Source organism: Arthrobacter sp. FW306-1B-F12A (assembly GCF_058781865.1).
The window spans coordinates 1-5919 of record NZ_JBYSXD010000088.1; the positions used below are offsets into that span (position 1 = coordinate 1).

The 5919-nt window shown below is 60.7% G+C and carries 6 protein-coding genes and 1 tRNA gene; all 7 read right to left on the bottom strand.

All coding sequences use genetic code 11. The features are described 5' to 3' along the window. Nucleotides 1–150: 150 nt before the first annotated feature. Nucleotides 151–1506, bottom strand: a complete 1356-nt coding sequence (locus tag AC3WJU_RS22115) for an MFS transporter (RefSeq protein WP_492260875.1) — start codon at nt 1504–1506, stop codon at nt 151–153. Nucleotides 1507–1683: 177 nt separating this feature from the next. Then, nucleotides 1684–2481 carry an IclR family transcriptional regulator gene (locus tag AC3WJU_RS22120; protein WP_284991164.1) on the bottom strand — a complete coding sequence of 266 codons (798 nt, stop codon included), beginning with the start codon at nt 2479–2481 and terminating at the stop codon, nt 1684–1686. 288 nt (nt 2482–2769) lie between these two features. Then, nucleotides 2770–3297 (bottom strand): methyltransferase family protein, encoded by a 528-nt coding sequence (locus AC3WJU_RS22125; RefSeq protein ID WP_307055046.1) that lies wholly within the window; start codon nt 3295–3297, stop codon nt 2770–2772. Between the two features lie 117 nt (nt 3298–3414). Continuing rightward, a tRNA-Val gene (locus AC3WJU_RS22130) sits at nt 3415–3487 on the bottom strand. Nucleotides 3488–3568: 81 nt separating this feature from the next. Next, nucleotides 3569–4501 (bottom strand): Sir2 family NAD-dependent protein deacetylase, encoded by a 933-nt coding sequence (locus AC3WJU_RS22135; RefSeq protein WP_307055043.1) that lies wholly within the window; start codon nt 4499–4501, stop codon nt 3569–3571. A gap of 5 nt (nt 4502–4506) precedes the next feature. Continuing rightward, complete coding sequence (locus AC3WJU_RS22140) at nt 4507–5010, bottom strand: peroxiredoxin (protein ID WP_370872095.1); 504 nt, start codon at nt 5008–5010, stop codon at nt 4507–4509. Then, on the bottom strand, nt 5007–5429 hold the full coding sequence (locus tag AC3WJU_RS22145; RefSeq protein ID WP_059387755.1) for a DUF3052 domain-containing protein: 423 nt from the start codon (nt 5427–5429) through the stop codon (nt 5007–5009). The genes AC3WJU_RS22140 and AC3WJU_RS22145 overlap by 4 nt, the downstream gene beginning before the upstream one ends. Between the last annotated feature and the right edge of the window lie 490 nt (nt 5430–5919).

The following is a 5919-nucleotide window of genomic DNA, read 5'->3' on the forward strand; positions in this document are numbered from 1 at the left end:
GGCGGCCCCCCCGTTTCCCGTAGGGGCCGCTTTGCTGTATGGGGCGGGTTTGCCGGGGGTTATCCGGGGGTAGGGCACGAAAAAGCGACGGTCCCCTCCGCACCTAGGAGGGGACCGTCGCTGCTTGCGTACCTCGTGGTACGGGACTTCTTACTTCGCATCCTCCAGGGAGAGAAGGTCACGGCCGGCTGTTTCCGGTGTGAAGAACGTGGTGATGTATGAAATCAGCGCGAGGACCAGCGAGTAAACCGCCAGGACCACCCAGGAGTTGCCCGTCGCTCCAAGCAAGATGGCACCGAACACGGGAACGAGTCCACCAGCGAGGACAGCGGACAGCTCGCGACTCAAGGCAACCCCGGTGAAACGGTGCTGCGAACCGAACAATTCCGGGAGCAGCGGGCACTGCGGACCAAGCATCCCTTGGACGCCGATTGCTATACCCACAGCCATGACTATCCACACGAGAGTCACATTGCCGAGACTGACCAGATAGAAGGCGGGAATAGCGGTAATTACCTGGAAGAGTGCGCCGAACCGGTAGACCCTGACACGTCCAAAGCGGTCGGACAGGGCACCGAAGGTGACAACCATGACGGCGGCAAAACCGGCTGCGATCACGAGACCAACGGGCCCGACGAACTTATCACCCGGGAAGACACCTTGCTTGGCGGCCATGAAGGAAATCAGGAGCGCTGAGTAGATCGAGGAGTTGCCGTTTTCGCCCATGCGTAGGCCAATGCCGATGAGGACATTCTTCTTGGAGTGCCTCAAAATCTCACCGATCGGGTTTTTCACGACGTTCTTGTGCTTCTCCAGTTCCTGGAACACCGGGGTTTCCTTCAGCCTGAGACGGATGAAGAGAGCCACCGCAATGAGAATGGCACTAGCCAGGAAAGGAACGCGCCACAGCCACGCATTCAGCACAGCCACGTCGGCCATGCCGATCAGCGTGAAGATGCCGGCACCGAGGAGGGTTCCAAGTTGGATGCCAACGAACGGAAGTGAAGCGAAAAATCCGCGGCGCTTAGGGGGCGAAACTTCGGAGATCAGCGTTGTTGCGCCTGCCTGTTCTGCTCCGGCGCCCAGGCCTTGGACGATACGGAGCGTCACCAGCAGGACCGCGCCGAGCATGCCTGCCTGGTCGAACGTCGGCAACAAGCCGATCGCGAAGCTGGCAAGGCCCATCATGCCGATGGTCAGGAGAAGAACCGTCTTGCGACCAAAGCGGTCTCCGATGAAGCCGAAAAAGATTCCACCAAAGGGCCGGGCTACGAATCCCACCCCGTAGCTTGCGAACGATGCGATCAGGGCGCCGCTTTCACCCAAGGGCTTGAAAAACAGCTGGCCAAAGATCAGGGCCGAATACAGGCCGTAAATGTAGAAGTCGTAGTACTCCAGGGCGGATCCTACGGAGCTGGCAAGAGTTGCCCTTCGCAGCTGTTCCGGCTCAACTACTGCGCCGTCCATATCAGCAAGCTTTGTCTTAGTACGAGTTGTCACAAGCACTCCCTCAAGAACACTCCAGACCCCCGTTGGCCTGGCGAGATAGCGTCAGCCACCATGGCGTGAATCACTATAGTGAACAGAGTACAGCACGTTGTACAAGTTTCAAGTGGTGTAATCAGATTTATTTATGACCCCATCGGGCGGCGGGTTTATGACCCCGTCGAGTGGCAAAATCAGTTAGCCCATCGGGTTGCCCAGCGAGTGGGCGAGCTCCTTGAGTTCCTTCACCATGAGGGCAGCCTGTTCCTCGGAAAAAGTGGCCTTCAGGGCTGTCACCGAGAGACCGAGGCTGGGGCCATGCGCCCCGTGGGTGGGGACGGGCACGGCGAGGCAAACCACGCCTAGTGTGGATTCCTCATCCTCCAGGGCGTAGCCCTGCTTGCGGATCGCGACAACCTGGGCCTTGAGCTCGGCGGCACTCCGGAGGGACTTCGGGGTCATGACAGGCAGTTCCACGTCGTCCGGGAACATCGCCTCGATGTCATGGTCGTGAAGCTGGGCCAGGAGGACCTTTCCGACGGCGCTGAGGGAAAGCGGCATTTTGTCGCCGATGTTCGACGTGAGCCGGACGGCGGGGTGCCCTTCGTAGCGGGCCAGGTAGATGATGTGATCGCCGTCGATCATGGCGATCCGCACGGTTTCGCCGGAGAGCGTCGGCGCCTGTTCACAGAACTTGTAGAACTCCTGGACTTCGTCGAGCCGGCTAAGGTAGGCGGCGCCAAGTTCAACCAGTTTCCGGCCAAGTGAAAAATCGGCACCTTCGCGGGTAATCAGCCGGGCTTCCTCAAGAGCGAGCAGCAGGTTTGACGTGGAAGACTTCGGAATCCCGAGTTCCCTCGCAAGGTCACTGAGTGTCAGCCTGCCTGAAGGGGCCTCCGCCAAGGCATCAAGGACCGCAGCAGCGCGGGTCACGGCAGGCGCCGGCGAGGAGCTCCCCAAGCCTTCGGCGGAACGGGGGGTGCGGGAATCGGCCATGATTCTCCTTCGCGGTTCGTGCGTCTGGCGCAGAGTGGGCGCGTGCCAGGTAGAAACGCCACCCTGGGGCAGCGGAACTCCGGTCCGAGGCACAACGCTTGTTCAATCCACTGAACAACCACCATCATAGTGGCTTGGTGCTGGGATGAGACGCGCCGGACGGGGGATGGCTTCCTTTCCATATCCAGAAATTCTCTGTATATTCATCTATGAGCTCTCCACCGCGGCATCCCCCAATAGTCGCGGTGGAGAGCTTTTCCAATTCCCGGCACCGAATCCGAGCCGACGCTAGCCTGGCTGCCGCCAAGGAGTGAGCCGTGGCAGCCAGCGGGGGACGTTGGCACGGTAGTCCTCATACTCGGCGCCGAACTTGCGGGCCAGGGTGGGCTCCTCATACAACCTGACGAAAGCCACCACGGGAACTGCGCCCAAGGCCGCGAGGCCGAACAGCTTTGGCTGTCCCAGCACGAGGCCCTGCCCGACGATCGCGGCGCCAATGCCCACGTAGATGGGATTCCGAACGAACCTGTAGAAACCACTGACCACAAGGTTCTTCGGTGGCGCAAAGGGCGCAGGCGTTCCCAATCCTTCAAGGGCGAACCGCGCGAAAGAATTGGTGATCACCGCCGCACCGGCGCCGATCAGCAGAACACCTGTGCACTGGGCCGCCAGTCCGCCCGGCACAGGCTGTTGCACCCTCCAGCGGGTCACAAACCATGGCAACAGACCGGCCGCGGTAGCCGGAGCGACGGCGAACACCGCCGTACCGATTTTCGCCAGCCTCTTGTCGCGCGCTGCATCTCCGGACGCTGTCATGCTGCCATTCTGAACCGGCAAACGACTGGCCACAACCATCGGGGACCTAGGGCCCTGGAATAAAAAGAAAAGAGCCCCTGAGCTGCATTTCCGCAGTCCAGGAGCTCTTCTTCTCGGTGGGTCCTACCGGGATCGAACCGATGACATCCACGGTGTAAACGTGGCGCTCTACCAGCTGAGCTAAAGACCCAAAACACTGATTTCGGCACCCTCGGCGCTTCAACCAACGAACATGTACTCTACCGGATCAATCGCCCGGAACACTAATCGACTACTTGGATGGCAGCAGATCGGGAAGCTCAGCGGCAAGCCAGGCCAACGCGCCACTGACTCCTACTTCCACTTTGAGGTCCGCGAAACCGTCACCGCGGGTCGGTCCACGGTTGATGATCACTACCGGCTTGCCGAGTTTGGCTGCGTGCCGCACGAACCTCAGCCCGCTCATGACAGTCAACGAAGAACCCGCCACGAGCAACGCCCCGGCTTCGTCAACCATGGAATAGGCACGCTGGACCCGGCCCTTGGGCACATTTTCACCGAAGTACACGAAGTCGGGCTTGAGCGTCCCCCCGCACACGGGACAAACAGCGACGACGAAGGAACGGATGAGTTCGGGATCCTCCACCGAGGCATCGGCGTCCGGTGCCATTTCCACGACGCCGGAAGCCTGGGCGGCTTCGACGAAACCGGGATTGATTTCCTCCAGAATCGATGCCACGAGCCGCCGGGTGAACACGTGCCCCTCATCAAGGCAGATCACGCGATCGTAGCGGCCGTGCAGGTCCACCACGTTAATGCTGCCGGCGTCCTCGTGCAGGCGGTCCACGTTCTGCGTGATGAGCCCCGTCATCAGCCCGCGCCGCTCAAGGAGGGCGACGGCGGCGTGCCCGGCATTGGGGTCCGCATGCCGGAGGTGCGACCATCCGAGGTGGTTCCTCGCCCAGTACCGGCGCCGGTTGGCCGGGCTTCCGATGAATTCCTGGTAGGTCATGGGATTCCGCGGCGCGGCTCCAGGGCCGCGGTAGTCAGGGATTCCGGAGTCCGTGCTCAGTCCGGCTCCGGTCAAGACAGCAAGCCGCTTGCCACCGAGAACCCCGGCGGCTCGGCGGAGAACGTCCACCTCGTCCGCATCCAACTCAACCGTTGAGGCCGGCGGAAGTATGGCGAAGCCAGTCATTCCGACGCCGGGCCGTTGGGCGCTCATCGCCGTTAGGCCTGGCCAAGTGCGGACAATGCCTCGCGGTATTCCGCCAGGTCGCGTGCCTGCCCGCGCGGATTGACGACGACGTAACGGATGATCCCCGCGGCATCGATGATGAAAGTGCCCCTCAACGACATGCCGGTAGCTGGATCAAACACGCCATACTTCTCGGCTACTTCCCCGTGCGGCCAGAAGTCGGCCAAGAGATCGAACTCGTAGCCTTCCTTTTCCGCATAAGCCCGCAAAGCGAACTTGCTGTCCACCGACACCCCGAGGACCGTGGCGTTCGCATGTTGGAAAATACCCAGATTGTCGCGGATCTCGCACAGCTCCCCGGTGCAGATTCCAGAGAAGGCGAAGGGATAAAAGACCACCACCACGTTCCGGCCGCGAAGCCCGGACAAGCGGACCGGCTCCCCGAACTGGTTCACGAGCTCAAAGTCCGGGGCTTCCTGGCCCACAACGGGAACTCCCGGACGCAGCCCGGAAGGGTTCAACTTCGTGTGTGTCACTTGTTCTTCTTGCGCGCTACAAGCCGTGTTGCGCTCCAGTCCTTGGAGACGCCTGCGGAGGTAGTGCAGTGCAAGCCGGCGGTAGGAGCAGCGTCCTGAATATCCGAGGGCGAGACGTAGTTGTCGCGACCCGACTTGGGGGTCAGCACCCAGACAACACCGCCTTCACCCAAGGTGGTCAATGAATCAACTAGTGCGTCGACAAGGTCTCCATCACCATCGCGCCACCAGAAAATGACCGCATCCACTACCTCGTGATCGTCTTCGTCAAGCAGCTCGGAACCCGTGAGTTCCTCAATGTCATCACGCAAATCGAAATCGACATCATCGTCGTAACCGAGTTCCTGAATTAGATCCCCATCTTTGAAACCCAATCTTTCCGCCACATTTACCGATGTGGCGGCGTCGGCCTCGCTCACGTTTCCTCCTCTTGAAGTGATTTCGATTACTACAAGCCAACACCCTTTGGGCGTGTGCTTCAAGCCATTGTCCCGCGTTCCACCATTATCCGCGCCCCAGCCGCGGCTTAAGCCATGGCCAGGATCGGGGCTACAGCCATGACTGCGGCTGCAACTGCCTACGATGTAACAGCTTGAGTGTGACATACAACGCCTTCACGACCGCGCGGCTACGCATCGCGGCTCGTACAAAGCTACAGTGGCCATTGAAGACTTTGGCTGCAGGGCAACCGCCCGCCGCGAATAGCGCAGCTTGAGCTCAAGAGAACCTGCCCGGCGCACATGACCGGGCTGTTGTAACCGATATGTCGCACACGCCGCGTTCATGACGGGCAGTTACCCTGCCGGACCTGAGGCGACGATGAATGCGCCAAAAGAGAGGTTGGACGTGGCTGCAGGAGAAGAGACCTCACACATCCTTAGCGGGTTGACTTCCCAGCTGCCTGATCGT

Bases quoted from the DNA above. Each gene is read 5' to 3' on its own strand.
- AC3WJU_RS22120 (WP_284991164.1), bottom strand. From the start codon at position 2,481: ATGGCCGATTCCCGCACCCCCCGTTCCGCCGAAGGCTTGGGGAGCTCC.
- AC3WJU_RS22125 (WP_307055046.1), bottom strand. From the start codon at position 3,297: ATGACAGCGTCCGGAGATGCAGCGCGCGACAAGAGGCTGGCGAAAATC.
- AC3WJU_RS22135 (WP_307055043.1), bottom strand. From the start codon at position 4,501: ATGAGCGCCCAACGGCCCGGCGTCGGAATGACTGGCTTCGCCATACTT.